Source organism: Achromobacter spanius, assembly GCF_029637605.1.
GTDB lineage: Bacteria > Pseudomonadota > Gammaproteobacteria > Burkholderiales > Burkholderiaceae_B > Achromobacter > Achromobacter spanius_E.
In genome coordinates, this window is sequence record NZ_CP121261.1 from 424,560 (window position 1) to 445,124 (window position 20,565).

The window sequence follows — 20,565 nt, forward strand, 5'->3', positions numbered from 1 at the left end:
CCCATCACCGGGGCGGGCGCCTTTGTCTTGCTAGCGGATCAACTGGTTCATTTCAAGAATCGGCATCATCACCGCCAGCACGATCAGCAGCACAAAGCCCCCCATCAGCAGGATCAGCGCCGGTTCCAGCAGCGCCGTCATCGCCATGGCGCGGCGTTCCAGGTCGCGCGACAGGTTCTGCGCGCCCCGGTCCAGCAGTTCAGGCAGCCGTCCGGTTTTTTCACCGCTGGCGATCAGGTGCACCAACAGCGACGGAAAGACCTTCTGCGCGCCCAGCGACGCCGATAGCGCCGCGCCTTCGCGCACGCGCGCCGACGCTTCGTCCACCGCCTGGCGCAGCACGTCGTTGCCCAAGGTGCGGCGCGCGGCGTCCAGCGCGGTCAGCAGCGCCACGCCGCTGCCGCACAGAATGGCCAGCGTGGACGCAAAGCGCGCGGCGTTGACCCCCAGCACGAAGCGGCCCATCAGCGGCAACCGCAACACACGCGCATGCCATGCACGGCGCGCAGCGGGCGCGCGCAGCGTGTAGCGCCACAACACAATGGCCAAGGCCACGGCCACGCCCGTCACCATTCCCCATTCGCGCACATAGTCCGACAAGGCCAGCATCACGCGGGTCAGCATCGGCAGTTGCTGCTTGGCCTGGCTGAACGCGGACACCACCTGCGGCACCACATAGCCCAGCAGGAAGATCACGATGATGACCGACACGCTGGCAACCACCGCCGGGTAGATGAAGGCCGTCATGACCTTGCTGCGCAAGGTGTTGCGTTCTTCGATGTAGTCCGCCAGCTTTTCCATCACTTGCGCCAGATCGCCGGACTCTTCGCCCGCGCCGATCAGGGCGCGATAGATCTCGGGAAAATCGCGTGGCCGAGCGGCCAGCGCGGTGGACAGGCGGTGGCCCGCGCGCACGTCGTCGCGCACGGCGCCAAGCGTTGCCGCGATGTGTTTTTTCTCGGCTTGTTCAAGTGTGGCGGAAAGCGCGGCATCCAAGGGCAGGCGCGCCGCCAGCAAGCTGGCCAGTTGGCGCGTCAGCCACGCCAGGTCGGCATCCGACAAACGGGTGCGCAGGCTGGCGCCCAGGCCTTCAGTGCGCGCGGCGGATGCCGTCGACAAGGGCAGCAGGCCACGGCCGCGCAACTGGTTGCGAGCGCCGCGCTCGGTGTCGGCGTCGATCGTGCCACGCACGATTTTTCCCAGCGCGTCGGTGGCTTCGTATCGAAAGGAAGGCATGGTGAAAGCAGGGGGCGACGCGCATATCAAAAACGCGCAAAAGCCCCGAATTTAAAGGGTTTGCAGGCTGTATGTTGCATGTCAAATATGACCGTAGTGTTGCACTGTCACCCCGTATACTCCGACGCGATTTCACGTTTTTTCACTTCTGCATTCACGTCTGAAGGCACCACTCTCGTCATGCGTCACATCGCGCAATTCAGCCTTGCCGCCTTGCTCATCGCAAGCCAAATCGGACCGGCGATCAGCACGGCCCACGCTCAACAAACGGACAACCGTGTCAGCTTGAATTTTGTCGACACCGACATTCCCGCCGTGTTGCGCGCGCTGTCGTTGTTCACGCATCGCAACTTTCTGGTGGACCCGCGCGTCAAGGGCAAGCTGACGCTGGTGTCCGACCGCCCCGTGGATAGCGGGCAGGCGCTGGCCATGCTGACGGGGGCGCTGCGCTTGCAGGGCTTTGCCATCGTGGACGTGGACGGCGTGACGCGCGTGGTGCCGGAAGCCGACGCCAAGCTGCAAGGCAGCGCGGTGGTGGGCAATACACGGCCGGCTGCAAGTTCCGCGTCGACCAATGCGCCGGCCAGTGCCGCCGCCGGCAATGCCGCGCGCGGGCCGGTGCCCGTGTCGGCCTTCGCGAAAGGCGGCAGCAGCAGCGGCGAAATGCTGACGCGCGTGTTCCCGCTGAAGTACGAGAACGCGGCGAACCTGGTGCCCGTGCTGCGCCCGATGGTGCCGCCCAACAACCCCATCAATGCGTACCCCGGCAACAACACGCTGGTGGTCACGGACTACGCCGACAACCTGGAGCGCATCGCGCAGGTCATCGCCCGTATCGACGTGCCCAGCTCCATCGACACCGACGTGGTGCCGGTGCAGTCGGGCATCGCGACCGACATCGCCATCCTGGCCTCGCAGTTGCTGGACACGCAAAGCAGCGACCCCACGCAGCGCATCGCGGTGGTGGCCGACCCGCGCAGCAACAGCGTGCTGGTGCGTTCGGGCAGCCCGGCGCGCACGCGCCTGGCGCGTGACCTGATCCTGAAACTGGACGCGCAGCAGAACCGCGCCGGCAACTTGCACGTGGTCTACATGCGCAATGCCCAGGCCTCGCGTATTGCCGAAGTGCTTGGCGGCCTGTTGACCGGACAGGCCAACTCCGCGCCTGGCGCGTCGGGCGGCGCAAGCAGCGCCACGGGCGGCCAGCAGACGGGTGCGCGCACCCAGAACACGGCTGCGGGCAGCGCGCAGACGGGGCAGGGCATGGCCAGCTTGTCGGGTTCGTCCAAGAGCGGTTTGTCGGGCGAGCAAGAACGCATTGCGCGAGAAGACAACAGCTCGCAGGCGGTGTCGTATTCCGCGGGCGGGGCCACCATCCAGGCCGATCCGGCCACCAACTCGTTGATCATTTCCGCGCCCGAACCGCTGTACCGCAGCCTGCGTGAAGTGATCGACCAGCTGGACCAGCGTCGCGCGCAGGTGCTGGTGGAAAGCCTGATCGTGGAAGTCAGCGAAGAAAAGGCCGCGGAATTCGGCATCCAGTGGATGACGGGCGCCGGCAACATCAACAGCAACGGCACCAGCTTCATCGGCGGCACCAACCTGGGCGGCAGCGGCATCACCGGTAACGGCCCGACGTCCATCGACGCCATCGGCGGGGGCTTGAGCCTGGGCGTGGTCAAGGGCACGGTGGACGTGCTGGGCAACCAGGTCATCAACCTGGGCGTGCTGGCCCGCGCCATGGAGAACACGGGCGAAGCCAACATCCTGTCCACCCCGAACCTGCTGACGCTGGATAATCAGTCGGCCAGCATCCTGGTGGGCAAGACGGTGCCATTCGTGACGGGCCAATACGTTACGTCGGGCAGCAACGGCAGCTCGAACCCGTTCCAGACGATTGAACGCGAGGACGTGGGCCTGAAGCTGAACATCCGCCCACAGATTTCGGAAGGCGGCGCGGTCAAGCTGGATATCTACCAGGAAGTCAGCAGCATCGACGAAAGCCGTTCCAATTCCACCAGCGGCATCGTGACCAACAAGCGCGCCATCGACACCAGCGTGTTGATCGATGACGGCCAGATCATCGTGCTGGGCGGCCTGCTGGAAGACAACGTGACCTTGACGACGAACAGCGTGCCCGGCCTGGGTTCGCTGCCGGTGATCGGGTCGCTGTTCCGCTACGACACGCGCAAGCGCACCAAGACCAACCTGATGGTGTTCCTGCGGCCTTACGTGGTGCGCGACGCCAACCGCAGCGCCAGCGTCACCATGGACCGCTACGACTACATGCGCCGCGCGCAGGGCGCGACGCAGCCGGGCCATCACTGGGCGCTGCCTGACATGCAGGCGCCGATGCTGCCGCTGCCCGGGTCCGCGCCATCGGTGTCGAACAACGCCTACGACCTGCGCCCGGAGCAGCAGGCCACCACGCTGCGCCGCCCGCCTCCTGTCACGGTGCAGTCGTTCGCGGTGCGCCAGTATCCGGGTAGCCCCCCGACCGGCAACGCCGCCTTGCCGATCCACGTGTCCAGCACCTTGATGCAAAGCGTGGCGGTGGACCCCGAGTCGCTGCTATGAGCGCGCATCCCTTGCCCTACGCCTGGGCGCGCGCGCAGCGTGCCGTGCTGTCGCTGCGCGCGGGCCAGGTGCAGTTGACGGTCAGCCCGCGCACGCCCGATTGGGCGGTGCGCGAGATCCGGCGCTGCCATGGCGACGTGGCGCTGGCGCAGGTGGACGACGAGGCGCTGGAAACCTTGTTGACGGCGGCATACAGCCATTCCGAAGACGCCGCGTCCGTGATGGGTGTGGCGGAAAACGAGATTGACCTGGACCGCCTGCTGCAAGACATGCCCGAGGTGGCTGACCTGCTGGAAGCGCAGGACGACGCGCCCGTGATCCGCATGATCAATGCGCTGTTCGCGCAGGCCGCGCGCGATGGCGCCAGCGACATCCACATCGAGCCTTTCGAAACGCATTCGGTGGTGCGCTACCGCGTCGACGGCACGCTGCGCGATGTGGTGTCGCCGCGCAAGGCTTTGCATGCGGCCTTGATCTCGCGCATCAAGATCATGGCGCATCTGGACATCGCCGAAAAGCGCCTGCCGCAAGATGGCCGCATTGCGTTGCGCGTGGGCGGTCGGCCCATTGACGTGCGCGTGTCGACTCTGCCCACGGGGCATGGTGAACGCGCCGTGCTGCGCCTGCTGGACAAGGAAGCGGGGCGGCTGCAATTGGAGCGCCTGGGCATGTGCCCCGAGGTGCTGACGCAACTGGACCGCCTGATCCGGCAGCCGCACGGCATTGTGCTGGTAACGGGACCCACCGGCAGCGGCAAGACCACCACGCTGTACGCCGCGCTAAGCCGCCTGGACGCGGCCACCAGCAATATCCTGACGGTGGAAGACCCCATCGAATATGACTTGTCCGGCATCAGCCAGACGCAGGTCAACGCGAAGATCGACATGAGCTTTGCGCTGGCCCTGCGCGCCATCTTGCGCCAGGACCCGGACGTCATCATGATCGGAGAAATCCGCGACCTGGAAACCGCGCAGATCGCGGTGCAGGCCTCGCTGACCGGCCACTTGGTGCTGGCCACGCTGCACACCAACGATGCCGTGTCCGCCGTGACGCGGCTGACGGATATGGGCGTGGAGCCCTTTCTGTTGGCCTCGTCGCTATTGGGCGTGCTGGCGCAGCGGCTGGTGCGCAAGCTGTGCCCGGAATGCAAGAAACCGTCGATGCAGGATGGCATGCGCGTGTTCCATCCCGTGGGTTGCCCAGCCTGCAATCACACCGGCTACAGCGGACGGTCGGGCATTCATGAACTGTTCACCGTGGACGACGACGCGCGCCGCCTGATCCATGAAGGCCGCGACGAACGCGAATTGCGCGTGGCCGCCATGGCCGCCGGGATGCGCACGATGCGGCAAGACGGCCAGCGCTGGGTGGAAGGCGGGCAAACCTCGCCCGAGGAAATCGTGCGGGTCACGCGCGACGCTTAGCACAGCGGGCGGGCATCCAGGTACGCAGGTACGCAGGCACGCCGGGACCAAGGCACCCAGGCACCCAGGCACCCAGGCACCCAGGCGCGGCCTACCTCGCGCCAGGCCCGGCTACTTGCCGGCCCGAAACACCACCTTGTCGCCCGAGCGGCGGCCCAGCGTGGACATCAAGCCGTCCAGCGCGGCCCGCTGCGCGGGCGTGGCAGCCTCGGCAAAGGTGGCCTGGCCTTCGAAGCGCGCGCCGCGCGGGCCGGCGGTGCCCTGGCCCGTGACGGCCAGCAGCCCGCTTTCCGTGCTGAGCGTCAGCGTGGCGCCCGCCTTGCCCTGGCCTTGTACCCGCAGCAGATACGTGCCGACCGGCGCGATTGACGTCATCGCGGTGCCGGCGTTACGCCAGCGCAAATCGGCGATCTGGCCGGTGGGCAAACTGCCGCCCAGACGCAAGGCCTGCCACTTGATTTCCAGCATGCCTTCGGGCGCCAGCGTGTTCCAGGGCGCGCCCAGCGCGGGCAGCACGGTGGCCGGCACACTTAGCGATTGCGCCGGCACAGACACGCCGTTCCAGGCCAGGCGCGCGCGCAAGGGGCCTTGCAGCCAGGGGTGCGTGACCTCAAGCGCCATCGGGTCCCAACGCCATTGCCATTGCACGGGCTGCGGCAACACCCGGCGGGACCCTTGCGGGCCCAAGGCCACCCAGGCGCTGCCGTGCCATACCGTGCCGCCGGCGTCCGCCAGCGAAACAAGGGAAGAATCCGATTGCATGGCCAGCAACCAGCGCGCGGGCAGCACGCTGGCGCCGGCCGCCACCGCACAGGCGCAACTGGCCAGCCAGAGCGCGGCCGACCGCTTGTTCAAACGCAGCAACGCCATCAGCGGGCTCCCGGCTGTTCGGGCAGCGTCAGCGTGACGTGGCCGTTGACCAGACCTGGCAGGGGCCGGCCATTGGGATTGGTGGCCCGGGTCAATTCCACCTGCTGCGTGCTCAGGCCCCAGTCTTGTCCGGCGCCGTCCAGCCAGGGCAGCAGGGCGGATGACGGCGCCTGGTTCAAGGTCAATTGCAAGCCCTTGCCGGACTCGGGCGTGCCCAGAGTCCACATCGCCGCCGGTAAACCGGCGCGTTCCAGGCTGGCGCCCACTTCCGCCTGCGTGGGCAGGGACGCCACGGGCGCGGTGGATCGTTGGCGCAGCGCGCGGGCCTGGGTGGTCAGGTCGGCAACGGCGGCAGCCTGCCCGCGCAAGAGGGGCAGCTCCGCTTGCAGCTTGCGCATCGTGTTCAGGGGCGGTTCGATCAGCGTGACAAAGACCACGACCACGCCGAGCAGCGCGCCGGCTCCCGCGACCAGGCGGCGTTCGCGCGGTGCCAGCGCCTGAAAGCGTAGTCGGGCGCGGGCAAGCGTGGGGTCCACGGCTTTGCGCACGCGGGCGTGCGCGGCTTGCCAGCGGGCTTGCAGACGGGTTTGCAGATTGGTGTGCGGAGTCGTCCGCGGATTCGCTTGCGGAGTCGTTTGCAAATTCGTCTGCCGGCTTTCAATCGGGGCGGTCATGGTTGTTTGCGCACGATGCGCCAGGTGTTGTCGGTGTCACCGCGTTCCAGCTTCAGGCCCAAGGCGGCGGCTTGCTGGATCAGCGCGGGGGTTTCGGCGACGCGCTGCGCCTGCTCGCCGGATTCGGCCAGTTGCAGGGTCAGGGCCTCATCCGCGTAGGTCAGGCGCGACACCTTGTCGGCCGCGAACGGCAGCAGTTGCGCGGTGGCGCGCGCCAGAGGCAGAAAGTCCGCCGCGTTGGCCGCGCCGCGATTGGCCTGTAGCGCATCCAACCCTTGCTGGGCCTGGCGCGGCGGGTCCAGCACGACCGGCAGGTCGGGAAACGCGGCCAGCACCTGCTGGCGCATGCCCGCCGTCAGCGCTTGCGCTTCAGCACTGAGCTGCGAGGCGTGGATGTTCAGTCCCGCAATCCAGACCACGGCCGCTGCTGCGCCCCAACGCCACACCGGACGCCAGCGCGAGACCTGGGCCGGCGCCAACTGCGGCATGGCCAGCGACCAGGTGGGCGACGGCGCTTGCCAGCGCGGGTCGGCGGGGTCGCGCAAGGGGTCGGACGACGTGGGTGCCAGAGTCTGCGGTGCGATCAGCGCATGGGCGCGCAGGCCGTGGGCGTTTAGCAGGCCCCAGGCGCGCCGCACTGGTTCTCGGGGTGACCACGCCAGCGCCACGCTGCCATCGGCGGCGCGCGCGCTGAACCCGATCGCCAGCGCGTCCAGGTCGCTTAACACCAAGGGTTCCAACGCGCTGTGCACGGCAGCGGCAAAGCGCGCGCGAGGCACGGCCGGAATGCGTACCGTGGTGGCGATGACGTCGGCGGGGTGCAGCACCGCTTCGCAGGCGGCGTGTGGGTAGGCGTTGCCCAGCGCGCGCACGCTCAGTTCACCCTGCTGGACGCAACGTCCGCGCCGGTCAAACCAGGCATAGGGCAGGGGCGAATCGGCTGTGAATTCGTCCAAGGGGGCAAGCGCGATGCGCAAGGCGTTCTTCAAGGGATTTCTCTTGTCCATATCGTGTCGGGCGCGGCGGGCGGCGCGCTGCGCACCAGGGCTTGCATGGCGACTCGCGCGCGTTCGTAGACGACGGTGCCGCTGGCCATGAACCAGCCGCTGGCGGTGGTGACGGTAGGGGCGGTCGCCTCTACGCCGGTGCCGGCAAGGCGGTTGCTGAAGTCGCCGGCGTTGTTGAACCAGTTGCCGCGATCGCGTTCGCCCGTCATGGCGCGCGCCTGGCTGAGCGACAGCCCCGGCACCAGGGCGGCGATGACCTCGGCGGGTGCGGTATTGACGTTGACGCTGGTGGCTACCGGCAGCACCGTCATCGTGCGGCGCATTTCGTTGCGCACGGCGGGTTCCAGTCCAAGCTGGGCGGCAATTTCGTCCACGCCGCGCGGCAGGGGCGCGCGCGAGTCGGGGGTGGCGGCGGGCTGGCCCTTGGTGCCGGACGGCGCGTCGGCCGCCAGCGCGGGCGGCTGCGACAAGGCAATGATGTCGACGATATGGGCCGCCAGCGTGTCGGGCAACTGCTGCGCGGCCAGCAGGCGGCGCAGCACTTTTTCCTGTTCGGGTTGCGGCACGCCGTTGCGCGCCAGGTTGCTCAGGTTGTACTTGCCCTGTTCGTCTTGCACGCGGCCCGAGAACACGGCGACGCGGTCGTCGCCGGGCCGTTCGATGCGTGTGTCCAGGATGGGCGTTGCCCAGATCTGATCGCCGCGCGTGGTGGATTCGCGCTTGCCGTGGTCGCGGATGACCAGTCGCGCCCAGTCGATGCCGCCTGCCAGCATGACGCGGGCCTGCACGCGCGACATCTCGTTTTCCACTCGTCGCGTGCTGGCGGTCTGGCGCTGGAACAGGCTGGTGGTCAGCGCCGCCACAATGGCCACGATGATCAGTGCGCTGATGACCGCCGCGCCGCGCTCTTCAAGCCTGGGGCGGGGCGTCATGGCAGCTCCAGAATGCGCGTGTAGCGCTGCGGCGCGTTGGCCGCGCCGCGTTCCAGCGTGATCTCGATGCCGGTTGGCGCCGTGCCGAAACTGGCATTGGCGTCCGCCCAGCCCACGCCTGGCACCCAGGCGCGCAGGCTCAACACGCGCACGCCGGGCAGCAGCAGCACGGCGTTGACGGCGGCGGGCAGCGGGCTGCGCGGCGCGGGCGGCCCGCTGGCGCGCCACAGGCCGTCGGCCCGAACCTGCCATTGCACGCGCTGCCACAGGCCATTGCCGTCGGCATCGGGGCGCAGCAGTTCCAGCGTCTGCCCGCCCGTGTTCTGGCGCAGCAGGCGCAGCCCGCTGGTCAGCGAGACGGCGTCTTTGCCGGGCGCATCAAAGCGGGGTCCGGTGTAGGACAGTTCCACGTCGCGGGCCATCTGCCCTAGCGTCCGGACGATGGCGTCGGTGTCTTCGGCCTGCTGTTCGATGCGGTCGCGCGCGCTGGACACACTGGCCAGGCCGCGCCAGGCCATCAGGCTGACCAGCGCCATCAGCGCCAGCGCCACCAGGACCTCGATCAGGGTGAAGCCGGCCTGGCGGGCGCGGGTGGGGGGCTTGGCGGATGGGGATAGCACGCGGCGCATGGTCATCGCAGGCTGGACAGCAGGCCGTCCAATTGCAGCAGCACGGCATCCGGCCGGCCCGATGCGGCGTCATGGACGTTGACCGATACCTGCCGGAAGCTGCGGTTCATGGAATTCGTGAACACCAGTTCGCACTGCAACGCGCGGCCGCCTTGCGGGCAAGGCACGGTCTTCGATCCGGCGCGCGGCAAGCTCTGTTCCAGCCGCAACTGGGTCAAGGCGTTTTGCGCGGCCAGCAATGCCAAGGTCTTGTCCTGCAGGGCGCGGTTGTTGGCCGTCATGACACCGGTCGCGCGCAGCGCAGCCGCCATCGCCACGGCAATGATGGCCAGCGCCACCAGCACTTCAATCAGGGTGAAGCCGCGCTGAGAGCGTTTTGGAGGTTTGCCCACAAGCTTGTTGGCGCAGGGAGGAAAATCAGCGGATGTCATAGCGGCCGGCGGCGTCGCGTTGCAGGGTGACCTGGTCATCGCCCGCGCGCAGGGTCAGCGTGATCGGGTCGGCAACCCATTCTGTGTTGAACACAAGCGGGCGGTCGGGGGCCAGAACCAGATGGACGACGCCCGCGTGCCAGGACTGTGGGCGCAGCATGTCGTCGTGCTCCAGGTGGTCTACCGGCACGGGCACGTTTTCGTCGGCGCTGGGGCCGGGCAGGCGTCCCTGTCGCTCGAACGACCAGCCTTGGTCGTCGGCCAGCCAGCGTATGGGCCGGCCGTCGCTGCGGGCTTCGCTTTGCGCCACGGTGAATGCATCGGCCAGGCGTTCGGCATCGGCGCGCAGGCCGTTGTCGCGCTTGCCGATCGACAGGCTCACCATGCTGGCGGCAATGGCCACGATCACCAGCACCACCAGCACTTCAACCAGCGTGAAGCCGCGCTCAGAGCTCCCAGGAACCGATGTCGGCATCGCCGTTTTCTCCGCCGGGCTTGTTGTCGGCGCCAAACGAGAACACGTCGATGTCGCCCTTGACGCCCGGGCTCAGGAATTGATAGGGGTGGCCCCAGGGGTCGTTGGGCAGCTTGTCCAGGTAGCCGCGCCAGTTCGACGCGCCATCCGGCTTTTCGGCCAGCGCGCGCAGGCCTTGCGCCGTGGTGGGATAGCGGCCGTTGTCCAGCCGGTACAGCTTCAAGGCCTGCATGATGCCGGCAATATCCTGGCGCGCCGCCACCTGCCGCGCCTGGTCCGGGCGGTCCAGCACGCGCGGCACGATCAGCGCCGCCAGAATCCCCATGATCACAATCACCACCATGATCTCGATCAGGGTGAAACCTTGCTGACGGGCAAGCCCGCGCGGTAACTGACGCACTTTACGACTCCGGTCTTTCTAGTAGAAGCCCGGAATTGTGGACATGAAATATGACAGTAATGCTTGCGTTGGCGGGGCCAGGAGGAAAACCGCAAATATTGCGGCTTCCCACAACTGGCGGGCGATTTGGCTTTGTGTCTATACTTTCCGCATGCCTTGTCTTGGGTCCCAGGATTGGGGTCCAACACGCCGATAAAGGAAGCGCATATGCGTTCCACCATTTCTCATAGCGGGCTGGTCGCTTTCATTGTGGAAGGCGCTCGAGCCGACAGCAGTCGTTCCCTGCACCTGCTTCGCGCTATCGACGATACGGTAGCCAGCAACGAAGTGCTGGCCAATACCTTTGAAACCATCTCAAGAAACGCCGCCGATGTGGCGCACGCGATCTGCCGCGCGTCCGCAAGCGAACGGCAGGTGCTGGACCGCGAGGGCGTGTTCCAGGCCGCGTTTGATGACACGCTGGATGTGCTTGCCGAACTGGGGCGCATGCTTGAAGAAAAGCGCCTGGCGGCCTTGGCGGACCATGAGCTTCAAGACGGTGATGGCGTGGTGGAGTCCTTCGATAAGGCAATTATTCAGGTGAAAGATGCCTTTTCCCACTTGCACGACTTGAAGTGGGCCGTCATGGAAAATGATGCAGACGTGGCGGCGGTGGTCGTGGGCGGCCCGCAGGACGACGTCGAAGCGTTTCTTAAATCTTTGGGTCGATAAGTTTGGCGTCCATTCTTATCAGGTCTCTTGCCAGGAAAGAGACGTTCGATCGTGACTTTCGCAGGGCGCCTCTCGAAATCCAGAATGCCGCAAAGAATGCCATTCGCGATTTGGTGCGTTATCCCCAACCTAACAAGCTCAGGCTTCATTCAATTACTGGCTGCTTCGACCCTCGCATACTGAAAATCGACGTGTTGCCCAACAAGTCTTGGCAGATTACGTTCGAAATGGAGGGCTCCGTCGCCATCTTGCGTCGTTTGGGTACGCATCGGCTTATTGATCGAAAGCCATGATGCGCCCCTGGATATGACAGTAATGCTTGCGTCGACGCTTATTCGACCCAGGGCGTTTGCGCCCAGATCTCACGCAGGCGGGCGTCGTCACCCTTCAGGCGTTCCTGCCACTGCGGGCCGTCCACGTAATCCATCTCGGTGAACTGCTGTTTCATCTGGGCCTGGAAGTCCGGATTGGCCGCAACCTTGCCCAACGCCTTGCGCAATTTTTCGGACACATCGGCCGGCAGTCCCTTGGGCGCGACGATTCCGCGTTCCGATGCAAACACCAGGTTCACGCCCAGTTCCTTGAAAGTGGGCACGTCTGGGCCCAAGGGCGAGCGCTTTTCGCTGGCTTGCGCCAGCACCCGCATGTTCTTGCCGTGATAGGGCATGACTTCACCCAGGTTCAGACCGCCGACGACGGTATGACCACCCAGTACCGCAGTGCGCAGGGGACCCGCGCCGTTGTAGGGCACGTGGTTCAGCTTGGTGCCGGTCTGGGCCTGGAACAGGACCAGCGCCAGATGGTCGTCGGTGCCGACGCCGGTGGACCCATAGCTGATCGTGTCGGGCTTTTCCTTGGCGGCGGCGATCAGGGCTTCCAGCGTTTGATAGGGGCTGTTGCTGGCCACGCTGAAGGCGCTGGGGTCGCGCACCAGATTGGCCAGGTAGGTGAAGTCGTCACGGGTGAAGCCTGCCTTGCGCTCGATGGGCAAGGACACCAGCCCAGGCATGTTCGTCATGGCCAGCGTGTAGCCGTCCGGCTTGGCGCGCGCCACGTAGGCCAGGGCAATGGCGCTGGACGCGCCCGGCTTGTTCTGCACCACCACGGTGGTGCCCAACTCCTTTTCCAGAAAGACCGCCAGCGCACGGGCAGTGAGGTCCGTGCCGCCGCCAGGCGCAAAACCCACAATCAATTCGATCGGGTGGTCGGGCCATGCCCAGGCGGGCAACGCGGCGCACAGGCCAGCAACGGAAAGGATCGCGCGCGCGGTGCTCTTGCGTGAAAAAAACATGTTGTCTCCAGGTTTTGTATTTGAAGTTGGACGTGGGAAGTCGAAGCCGGCAAGGCTGGCCGGCTAGGGAACGCGAAGCGAGCCGCTTGCCGGCAGCACCTTGCCGGGGTTCATGAGCCCCTGGGGATCCAGGGCAAGCTTGATGCGCCGCATCAGGTCCAGCTCCAGCGCGCTCTTGTAGCGCTGCAGATCCTCTACGCGGCATTGGCCGATGCCTTGTTCGGCGCTGATGGATCCGCCGGCTTCGTGGACCCTGTCGTGCACCAGCCGCTGGATGTCTGCGTTCGATGCGCCCGTGGGCGGCAGCAGGTTGTAGTGCAGGTTGCCGTCGCCCAGGTGTCCGAACACGCGCAACGCCACGCCGGGAAAGGCGGTGGCAAGCGCCTGGTCGGTGGCCCGCACAAATTCGGGGATGAGCGAGACAGGCAGTGAAATGTCATGTTTGACGCAAGCCTTGGCCCGCGCCAATGCCAAGGTGATGCTTTCGCGCAAATGCCAGAAGGCAGCGCTTTGCGCGCCGGACACCGCGACCACGGCGTCCAGGGCTACGCCTGATTCCAAGGCGCCCGCCAGCACAGCTTCCAGCCGCGTTGCCGCATGCGGCCCGTCGCTGTGGTCTGACACCTCAAGCAAGGCGCACCAGGCGTCTTCGGGCAGATCCGCGAAAGGAAGGCGTTGCTGCGGGAAGGCCCGAGTCACATCGCTCATGCAAGCAAGCGACATGACTTCGAACGCGGTCAGGCCTGCACCAAAACCCGCGCGGGCACGTTGCAGCAACTGCACCGCTTGCGCCAGCCCCGACACAGCGACCAAAGCCGTGCATTGCGCGCGGGGCAGGGGGAAGAGCTTGAGGACGGCTGCGGTAATGATGCCCAGCGTGCCTTCACTGCCAATGTAGAGGTCGCGCAGGTCGTACCCGGTGTTGTCCTTGCGCAGGCCGCGCAACCCGTGCCAGATCTCGCCTTGCGGCGTGACCACCTCCAGGCCCAGCGCCAGTTCGCGGGCGTTGCCGTAGCGCAGCACTTGTGTGCCGCCGGCATTGGTGGACAGGTTGCCGCCGATGGTGCAGCTTCCCTGCGCGCCCAGGGACAACGGAAAAAGCCGGCCAGCGTTGGTCGCCGCCTCCTGCACGGTTTGCAGCACGCAGCCGGCTTCGACCGTGATGGTGTCGTTATCCAGGTCGACGGCGCGCACGCGGTTCATGCGCAGCAGCGAGAGCACCACGGCCGACGCGCTGGTATCGGGTGTGGCGGCGGCCACCTGGCCGGTGTTCCCGCCCTGCGGCACGATCGCCACGCCGGCGGCGGCGCACAGGCGCACCACCTGAGCCACCTCGCTGCTATTGGCGGGGCGCAGCACGGCCAGCGCGCGGCCGGTGAAGGCTTGGCGCCAGTCGGTCAGATAGGGCTCGGCGGCGGCGCCCGTGAGCACGTGCGCATCCCCGATGCAGGCGGCAAGCTCCGCCAGCAATGCGGCATGCGTCATGTCTGCATCTCTCGTGAGGCTACCGGCGTGACCAGGCGGCCGGTCTGCATGAATGCGTTGACGTTGTTCAGCACCAGTTCCGCCATCGCGGCCCGGGTTTCGCGCGTGGCGCTGCCCACGTGCGGCATGAGTGACACCTGATCCAGGCCTGCGAATTCCGTGGCCGGCGTGGGTTCCTGCTCCAGCACATCCAGCCCGGCCCCGCCCAGTTCGCCCGAACGCAGGGCAGCCAGCGCGGCGGCCTGATCCACCACGCTGCCTCGGGCGATATTGACCAGGATGCCTTGCGGCCCCAGCGCGCGGATGACCGGCATATCCACGAGGTGCCGCGTGGCGGCGCCGCCCACGCACGCGACCACCAGAAAATCCGCCCACTCGGCCAACGCCACCAGCGAGGCCTCGTAGCCATAGGGTGCCCCGGGCCGAGGCGCGCGGTTGTGATAACGCACGTCCATGTCGAAGCCGGCAGCCCGTCGGGCAATGGCTTCGCCGATGCGACCCAGCCCAAGAATGCCCAGGCGCTTGCCCGACACCTTGGTCGTTATCGGGAACTGCCCCAGCGCGCGCCACTGACCCGTTTTCACGTATCGGTCGCCGATGGCTGTTCGGCGCGCGGTGGAAAGCAGCAGGGCCCAGGCCAGGTCGGCCACGCAATCGTCCAGCACGTCAGGCGTGACGCTGACGCCGATGCCGCGCGCGGCGGCGGCCCGTAAATCCAGCGTGTCATGACCCACGCCCCAGCTACACACCGCCTGCAAGGCGGGCAGTGCATCGAACATGGCTTGCGTGAATCCATGGCGCACCGAGGTCACGGCGACGCGCGCGTCATGCAGCGCATCGCCAAATGCGGTCAGGCCGCGCGGGTCATGCCAGGTTTGCAGCACCCGGTAGCGGGCCGCCAGGCGTTGGTCGAACTCAGTGCCTAACGAAGCCACCTGCACGACGTCATAGGAGGTGGTCACACGCTGTCTCCGGCGCGTGCGGGGATGTAGTTGGCCGCCGCGGCGGCGTCGGCGAACGACAGGCCGTCGCGGATGCCTTGCTCTACGCGCTCATCCACCGCCAGGGCTTCTTGCGCGGCGGCCAGCACCGCTTCAAGGCGCTCGCGCGGCACCACCACCAGGCCCGTGTCGTCACCAACCACCAGGTCGCCCTCGGCGACCCGCACTTGGCCGATGGTTACCGGCTCGCCCATGGCTTGCAGGCGCAAGCGCGTCTTGCCCGTCAAGGGCGTGATGTGGCGGCTGGCAAGCCACAACCCGGTCGCCTGGATTTCGTCAACGTCGCGGCAAGCGCCGTCGATGACTACGGCCGTGGCCTGGCGCCGGGACGCCGCCAGGGACGCGATGCCGCCAAAGGTGGAAATGCAGGTCCCGCCCGCATCCACCATCAGCACGCGGCCCGGACCCGTGGCGGCAACCAGCCGCCCCACGGCGAAGTCGGCGCGGTCGAAGTCACCCAGCCCGCCCCAAACATGCCGTGCGGTGACGGCAAAGCCGGCAATGCGTCCTTGGCCGCCGCGGCGCGCAATGCCTTGCACCACGCCCGCGATGCCCAGCGCGTCCATGGCGTCTGCCCAGGTGCTGGTCCCGATGGTGGCGCAGCGCGCCAACAGGTCTTGTTCGATGTCGCTCATGTGTTGTGTCTCCGGTCTGATGATCAATGCGGCGGCTCAGTCGATCTGCGCGCCAGAGAGCTTCACGCCCTCGGCCCAGCGTTGTGCTTCGTCATTGATGAAGGCCTGGAACTGCTGGGGCGAACTGTTGTTCACGTCGCCGCCCATGTCTTGCAGCTTCTTGGTCATCTCGGGGGTGGCGACGATCTTGGCGACGTCGTGGTAGATCTTTTCGCGCAGCTCGGCGGGCATGCTGGACGGTGCGAACAAGCCGAACCAGGTGGCGGCGTTAAAGTTCTTCATCCCGGCCTCGGTCATCGTGGGCACCTGCGCAATGGCTTCGACGCGGCGCGGATGCGCCAGGGCAATCGCCTTGAGCTTGCCCGACTGGATATGCGGCAACGCGGCCGACAGGGTGACGAAGGCCATCTGCACCTGACCACCGATCAGGTCGGTGATCATGGGCGCATCGCCCCGGTACGGCACGTGAACCAGATTCAGGCCGGCGCGTGCCTTGAACAGCTCGCCGGTCAGGTGCTGGGGGGTGCCGTTGCCGGTGGAGGCCATGCTCAGGCCCTGGGGCGAGGCCTTGGCGTAGGCGATGAGTTCGTCCAGATTCTTGACCGGCAAGGACGGCGCCGTCACCAGCACCAGCGGAATGGTGGAGGTCAGCGTCAGCGGCGCGAAATCCTTCAGGGGGTCGTAATTGAGTTTCTTGTACAGGCTGGCACTGATCGTGTGCGCCGCTGTCGTCATGTAGAGCGTGTAGCCGTCGCCGGCCGACCGCGCCACCGACTCGGCCGCCACCGTGGTGCCGGCGCCGGGGCGGTTGTTGATGATGACCTGCTGGCCCCAGGCCGACGGCAGTTTTTCGGCAATCAGCCGCGCGATGACGTCGGTGGCGCCGCCCGGCGGATACGGCACCACCAGCGTCACGGGTTTGTCAGGATAGCCTTCGGCAAGCGCCGCGCCAGCGCCCAGGGCCATGCCCCACGCAAGAAAGGCGCCAGCGATGCAATGTCGCTTCTTCATTGTCATGTCTCCTCATGTGCGCATCGGGTCCGCTTTGTCTTGATGCGGACCCTGAATGCGTTTGCTGCTTATTGCCTGACGCTCTGCGGCGCCATGTGGCGGGTTTTGCCCTGGGTTCGCCCGTGGCCGCGGACTCAGCCGGCTTCTTGCGCTTCGCGCCAGGCGAGCAGCCGGGCCACGCCTTCAGCCATGCCGACCTTCGGCTGCCAGCCGATGCGCTGGCCAGCCAGGTCGTGGGGAATATGGAACGCGCCACCCGAGGTCAGGCGCACGGTGCCGGGCGGGTCGGGTTTGATCTCGGGTTGTAGATCGCTCTTGCAGTAGTCGAGCACCAAGCGCACCAGTTCGCCGGTGGTGATGGGCGCGGGACCCGACACGTTCACCGCCACGTCGGTCGCCGTGCTCTGGAACGCCGCGACGTTGGCGCGCGCCACATCGGAGACGTGTACAAAGTGCTTGGTGTCGGTGCCGTCGCCCGGCAGTACGGGCCGCTCGCCTTTGCGCACACGGTCGTAGGTTTCCATGATGTACAGCGAGTTGGCGGCGCGGTAGTGCTGGCGTTCGCCGTAGACGGTGGAGTAGCGCAGCACCACGTAGTCCAGCCCGGACTTCTGGTAGTACTGGCGGCAAAGCTGCTCGCCCATGATCTTGGACGCGCCATACAGGATGGCGGCTGGCGGCGCGCCTTCGGAATGGAAGGGGCCGTTCTCGACCAGCGCGCCGGCGATGCCGGTGCCATAGCCATAGACCGCGTTGGATGAGGCGAAGACGATTTTCCGCACCTTGTTGGCGCGGCAGGCTTCCAGCATGTTCTGCGCGCCGCGGACATTGACGTCCACCGCCTGCCATGGCGTCTGGGAAAAGCCCAGTGTCATGTAGGCGGCCAGGTGCAGTACGCCGTCCACGCCCTCGGTCGCAGCAAGCAGGTCCGGCAGGCGCATCAGGTCGCCGCGAACCACTTTCACGCGGGGGTTGTCCTGCAGGTGGGCAATGGCCTCGGGCGTGCCGAATGCAAAATTGTCCAGCAGTATCACTTCTTTCGCGCCGGCGGCGAGCAAGGCGTCGGCGGTGTGCGAGCCCACCAGGCTGGCGGCGCCAGCGATCAGGATGCGGGAATCGGCCAGAGACAGCGCCGCGCTTTTCTTTTCAGTTGTCATGTTGCTTCAAAGTCCCATGGGTTTTTCATGCATGCCCCAGTACAGGCTCTTGACCTGGCTGTACAGGCGCAGGCCGTGCAGGCCCTTTTCGCGCCCGATGCCGCTGGCCTTGAAGCCGCCGAAGGGTGTGGCAATATGCGATTGCTTGTAGGTGTTGATCCAGATAGAGCCGGCCTCGATCTCGCGGGCCACGCGCCAGGCGCGGGCATAGTCGCCCGTCCACATGCCGGCGGCCAGGCCGAAGGCGGTGTCGTTGGCCTGGTGGACAACGTCGGTCTCGTCGTCAAAGGGCAGCGCCACCAGCACGGGGCCGAAAATCTCTTCCTGGCACACGCGGGCCTGGTTGCCCAGCCCGTCTATGACCGTGGGCAGATAGAACCAGCCATTGGCCAGTTCCACCTGCGTGGGCGGCTCGCCGCCCACCAGCACGCGGCCACCTTCGGCGCGGCCGATATCCACATAACCCGCGACCTTGTCGCGATGCGCGCGAGACACCAGCGGCCCCATCTGCGTGGCCGGGTCGTCCGGCAGCCCGACGCGCACTTGCCGCGTGCGTTCCACCAAGGCTTCCATGAAGCGCGGGTAGATGGATTTCTGCACGAACAGGCGCGAGCCCGCAACGCAGCTCTGGCCCGCCGAACCGAAGATGCCCGAGACCACGCCCGCCACGGCGCGGTCCAGGTCGGCATCGTCGAACACAATGTGGGGTGACTTGCCGCCCAGTTCCAGCCCAACCGGAATCAGGCGCTGGCCCGCGATACCGCCAATGGCGCGTCCGGTGTCAGTGCCGCCGGTGAACGACACCATGCGCACGCCGGGGTGTTTGACCAGCGCCGCGCCCACGTCTTCGCCATGCCCGGGCAGCACGGTCAGCAGGCCTTCTGGCAGCCCGGCTTCGCCGCAGATGCGCGCCAGTTCCAGGGCCAACTGCGGCGTTTCCTCGGAAGGCTTGAGCAACACGGCATTGCCGGCAGCAAGGGCTGGCGCGGCTTTCTGCGCCTCGTTCATGATGGGCGAGTTCCACGGCGTAATCGCGGCAACCACCCCAAAGGGCTCAGCCAGCGCCATGGAAAAGTACTCGCCGCGCGGCGAGGTCATTTCGTTCTGCCAGGTTTCGCATACGGCCGCGTAGTAGCGGAAATGGCCGGCCGCGCTGTCGACCATGTTCAGGCATTCTTTCCAGGGCTTGCCGCTGTCTTGCATCTGCAGCCGCGCCAAGGGTTCGCGCTCGGCGGCAAGGCGCCGGCCGATTTCGTACAAGGTGGCGGCGCGCTGGTCCGGGCGCAGCTTGCGCCAGGGCTTATTGTGGAAAGCGTCCCAGGCAATGGCCACGGCCGCGTCCACGTCCTGCGCCGATGCGCGCGTGACGATGCCGGCTATGCTGCCGTCGGCCGGGTTGATGGAGGTGATGACGGCGTCGCCGTCTTGGCTTTGGCGCCAGTTGGCGCCCAGCCGGAAGGGCTTGCTGCTTGATGCGTCCATAACGTCTTTGAGGGTCAAGGGCTTGGGTAGACGTCATCATCGGTCGGTCAATTATTAGACACAAATAGATATTTATTTAATATTCTTAGCCTATGGCTATCAATATCAAATACCGTCCCCTCAAGGCGTTTCTGCTGGCGGTCGACAGCGGTTCGTTTACGCATGCCGCTAACCAGTTGGGTGTGACGCAGCCCTCGTTCACCGCGCTGATCCAGGACCTGGAAGAAGTCCTGGGGCTGCGCTTGTTCGAGCGCACCACCCGCAACATCAGCCTGACCAGCGCCGGGCAGGATTTTCATTCGCGCGTGCAACGCCCCATCGCCGACCTGGAAGAGGCCTACCGCAGCCTTGCCGATTTGGCCGCGGTGCGGCGCGGCAATGTCGCCTTGGGGGCGCTGCCGTCCACCGCGCTGACGCTGCTGCCGGCGGCGGTCGGCGCGCTGCGCCTGGCGCATCCGGCGTTGAAGGTGCGCGTGGTGGAGGCGCACAACGACGAACTGCTGGCCATGCTGCGCACCAACCAGATTGAATTCGCGGTGGCCGCCCAGGCCGATCCGGCTTCCGACCTGAGCTTCACGCCGTTGGGCGAGGACTGCTTTTGCGCGGTTTATCCGGCGGGGCATCCGCTGGGTGATGTCAAAGGGACGCTGCATTGGCGTGACGTGCTGCGATACGACCTGATCTTGTTATCGCAAGGGTCCAATGCTCGCCAGCAGTTTGACCGCGCCGTGCGCGACGAAGTAGACGCGCCCGCCACCGCGCTGCGTTACGACGTAACCAACATGGGCACGGCGGCCGGCATGGTGCGGCAGGGCTTGGGCGTGAGCGTACTGCCCCGTCTGGCGTTGCCAGAGCTGAACCTGTCCGGCTTGCGCTGCGCGCCATTGGGCGATGCTTCGGCACGCCGCTACATTGGTTTGCTGCACCGGCGTGACCGCTCGCTGTCGCCTGCCGCGCAGGCCTTGGTGGCGCAGTTGGAAAACGTCATGGCAGGGGTCCTGCCCAGCCTGCTGCCCTTGCCACCGCTAGGGAAACCGCGTTGACCTTGCCGGGCTTTCCGTCAGGGAAGCAGAAATTTTCATGGATGTTGCAGCGGGCCGAGAGCAGCATTCTTGTGTGCGAAGGGGCAGGATGCCC

At 66.5% G+C, this 20,565-nt stretch carries 20 protein-coding genes; 4 read left to right on the forward strand and 16 right to left on the reverse strand.

The features are described from left to right. Window positions 1-30 precede the first annotated feature (30 nt). Window positions 31-1,236, reverse strand: a complete 1,206-nt coding sequence (gspF, locus tag P8T11_RS01940) for a type II secretion system inner membrane protein GspF (protein WP_259248835.1) — start codon at window positions 1,234-1,236, stop codon at window positions 31-33. A 180-nt stretch (window positions 1,237-1,416) separates the two neighbouring features. On the opposite strand from gspF, the gene gspD reads away from it, so the two are divergent. Together gspD and gspE are read left to right on the forward strand one after the other, a co-directional pair. Further along, window positions 1,417-3,813, forward strand: a complete 2,397-nt coding sequence (gene gspD / locus P8T11_RS01945; RefSeq protein ID WP_268078587.1) for a type II secretion system secretin GspD — start codon at window positions 1,417-1,419, stop codon at window positions 3,811-3,813. Continuing rightward, window positions 3,810-5,237: a type II secretion system ATPase GspE gene (gspE, locus tag P8T11_RS01950; protein WP_268078586.1), complete on the forward strand. Its 1,428-nt coding sequence runs from the start codon at window positions 3,810-3,812 to the stop codon at window positions 5,235-5,237. Before gspD ends, gspE begins: the two co-directional genes overlap by 4 nt. A 111-nt stretch (window positions 5,238-5,348) precedes the next feature. Here the strand turns inward: gspE and P8T11_RS01955 are convergent, their stop codons facing one another. The 8 genes from P8T11_RS01955 to gspG are packed head-to-tail and all read right to left on the reverse strand — an operon-like array spanning window position 5,349 to window position 10,655. Beyond that, the gene (locus tag P8T11_RS01955; RefSeq protein WP_268078585.1) at window positions 5,349-6,107 is read right to left on the reverse strand and encodes a type II secretion system protein N; all 759 of its coding nucleotides are present in this window, start codon (window positions 6,105-6,107) and stop codon (window positions 5,349-5,351) included. Next, the gene (gene gspM / locus P8T11_RS01960; protein WP_268078584.1) at window positions 6,107-6,781 is read right to left on the reverse strand and encodes a type II secretion system protein GspM; all 675 of its coding nucleotides are present in this window, start codon (window positions 6,779-6,781) and stop codon (window positions 6,107-6,109) included. The genes P8T11_RS01955 and gspM overlap by 1 nt, the downstream gene beginning before the upstream one ends. Continuing rightward, on the reverse strand, window positions 6,778-7,770 hold the full coding sequence (gene gspL, locus P8T11_RS01965) for a type II secretion system protein GspL (protein WP_277549481.1): 993 nt from the start codon (window positions 7,768-7,770) through the stop codon (window positions 6,778-6,780). Before gspL ends, gspM begins: the two co-directional genes overlap by 4 nt. Further along, the gene (gspK, locus tag P8T11_RS01970) at window positions 7,767-8,720 is read right to left on the reverse strand and encodes a type II secretion system minor pseudopilin GspK (RefSeq protein WP_268078582.1); all 954 of its coding nucleotides are present in this window, start codon (window positions 8,718-8,720) and stop codon (window positions 7,767-7,769) included. The genes gspL and gspK overlap by 4 nt, the downstream gene beginning before the upstream one ends. Beyond that, a complete protein-coding gene (locus P8T11_RS01975; protein ID WP_268078581.1) occupies window positions 8,717-9,355 on the reverse strand; it encodes a PulJ/GspJ family protein in 639 nt (212 codons plus the stop codon). The genes gspK and P8T11_RS01975 overlap by 4 nt, the downstream gene beginning before the upstream one ends. Then, window positions 9,352-9,780, reverse strand: coding sequence for a type II secretion system minor pseudopilin GspI (gspI, locus tag P8T11_RS01980; protein WP_268078580.1), 429 nt, complete (start codon window positions 9,778-9,780; stop codon window positions 9,352-9,354). Before gspI ends, P8T11_RS01975 begins: the two co-directional genes overlap by 4 nt. Further along, the gene (gene gspH / locus P8T11_RS01985; protein ID WP_268078579.1) at window positions 9,767-10,255 is read right to left on the reverse strand and encodes a type II secretion system minor pseudopilin GspH; all 489 of its coding nucleotides are present in this window, start codon (window positions 10,253-10,255) and stop codon (window positions 9,767-9,769) included. Before gspH ends, gspI begins: the two co-directional genes overlap by 14 nt. Further along, window positions 10,227-10,655 (reverse strand): type II secretion system major pseudopilin GspG, encoded by a 429-nt coding sequence (gspG, locus tag P8T11_RS01990; RefSeq protein WP_050449346.1) that lies wholly within the window; start codon window positions 10,653-10,655, stop codon window positions 10,227-10,229. The genes gspH and gspG overlap by 29 nt, the downstream gene beginning before the upstream one ends. A 207-nt stretch (window positions 10,656-10,862) precedes the next feature. Here gspG and P8T11_RS01995 point away from each other — a divergent pair, with 207 nt between their 5' ends. After that, the gene (locus tag P8T11_RS01995) at window positions 10,863-11,366 is read left to right on the forward strand and encodes a hypothetical protein (RefSeq protein WP_268078578.1); all 504 of its coding nucleotides are present in this window, start codon (window positions 10,863-10,865) and stop codon (window positions 11,364-11,366) included. 331 nt (window positions 11,367-11,697) lie between these two features. On the opposite strand, the gene P8T11_RS02000 is transcribed toward P8T11_RS01995, so the two are convergent. The 7 genes from P8T11_RS02000 to P8T11_RS02030 all read right to left on the reverse strand — a co-directional run bounded on the left by P8T11_RS02000 (window position 11,698) and on the right by P8T11_RS02030 (window position 19,428). Next, entirely contained in the window at window positions 11,698-12,657 is a 960-nt protein-coding gene (locus tag P8T11_RS02000; RefSeq protein ID WP_268078577.1) for a tripartite tricarboxylate transporter substrate binding protein, read from the reverse strand. 63 nt (window positions 12,658-12,720) lie between these two features. Then, on the reverse strand, window positions 12,721-14,142 hold the full coding sequence (locus P8T11_RS02005) for an FAD-binding oxidoreductase (RefSeq protein ID WP_268078576.1): 1,422 nt from the start codon (window positions 14,140-14,142) through the stop codon (window positions 12,721-12,723). Next, window positions 14,139-15,104 carry a 2-hydroxyacid dehydrogenase gene (locus P8T11_RS02010; protein WP_268078575.1) on the reverse strand — a complete coding sequence of 322 codons (966 nt, stop codon included), beginning with the start codon at window positions 15,102-15,104 and terminating at the stop codon, window positions 14,139-14,141. Before P8T11_RS02010 ends, P8T11_RS02005 begins: the two co-directional genes overlap by 4 nt. Beyond that, window positions 15,101-15,778, reverse strand: a complete 678-nt coding sequence (locus P8T11_RS02015; RefSeq protein ID WP_268078574.1) for an RraA family protein — start codon at window positions 15,776-15,778, stop codon at window positions 15,101-15,103. Before P8T11_RS02015 ends, P8T11_RS02010 begins: the two co-directional genes overlap by 4 nt. Before the next feature lie 36 nt (window positions 15,779-15,814). Continuing rightward, entirely contained in the window at window positions 15,815-16,789 is a 975-nt protein-coding gene (locus P8T11_RS02020) for a tripartite tricarboxylate transporter substrate binding protein (protein ID WP_268078573.1), read from the reverse strand. Window positions 16,790-16,923: 134 nt separating this feature from the next. Continuing rightward, a complete protein-coding gene (locus P8T11_RS02025) occupies window positions 16,924-17,946 on the reverse strand; it encodes an NAD-dependent epimerase/dehydratase family protein (RefSeq protein ID WP_268078572.1) in 1,023 nt (340 codons plus the stop codon). Window positions 17,947-17,952: 6 nt separating this feature from the next. After that, window positions 17,953-19,428, reverse strand: coding sequence for an aldehyde dehydrogenase (locus P8T11_RS02030; protein ID WP_268078571.1), 1,476 nt, complete (start codon window positions 19,426-19,428; stop codon window positions 17,953-17,955). A gap of 92 nt (window positions 19,429-19,520) precedes the next feature. Between P8T11_RS02030 and P8T11_RS02035 the strand changes: the two genes are divergently transcribed. Next, window positions 19,521-20,471 carry a LysR family transcriptional regulator gene (locus P8T11_RS02035; RefSeq protein ID WP_268078570.1) on the forward strand — a complete coding sequence of 317 codons (951 nt, stop codon included), beginning with the start codon at window positions 19,521-19,523 and terminating at the stop codon, window positions 20,469-20,471. Window positions 20,472-20,565: the final 94 nt, after the last annotated feature.